This is a genomic window from Corallococcus praedator (assembly GCF_003612125.1).
Lineage (GTDB): Bacteria > Myxococcota > Myxococcia > Myxococcales > Myxococcaceae > Corallococcus > Corallococcus praedator.
The window spans coordinates 1-441 of the sequence record NZ_RAWI01001058.1; the positions used below are offsets into that span (position 1 = coordinate 1).

Sequence of the window (441 nt, forward strand, 5' to 3'; positions counted from 1 at the left end):
ACCACGGAGTCGAAGGCCACGGTGGCCTCGATCTCGGCGGCCAGCGCGCGGACGGCGGGGTGGACGATGGCTTCGAGATCCCGGCGGGCTCCCGCGTCGGCGAAGACGAGTCGGCCGAGGGCCTCCCGGTTCAGCAGACCGTCGTCGGTCAGCACGTCGGTACCGAACCGCTCGACGACGGCGGCGAGACCGGGCGTACCGGGTTCGACCACCTGACGGGCCAGCACGTCGGCGTCGATCACCACCGCCCCACGCTCACGCAGGGCATCGGAGACGGCCGTCTTCCCCGACGCGATCCCCCCGGTCAGTCCCACTCGCAGCACGAGAAGGAAGGCTACGGGGCGGACGTCTCCCCGCGCACGGCCCCCCGAGGACGCCGAACGGCCCCCGTACGCCGGAGCGTACGAGGGCCGTCTGGTCGATCAGACGAGCGTGCCGATC

At 72.6% G+C, this 441-nt stretch carries 1 protein-coding gene; it reads right to left on the minus strand.

What is annotated here, in order from left to right; all coding sequences use genetic code 11:
* On the minus strand, positions 1-320 hold a 320-nt coding region (coaE, locus tag D7Y13_RS43025; RefSeq protein ID WP_208734644.1), incomplete at its 3' end, for a dephospho-CoA kinase.
* Between the last annotated feature and the right edge of the window lie 121 nt (positions 321-441).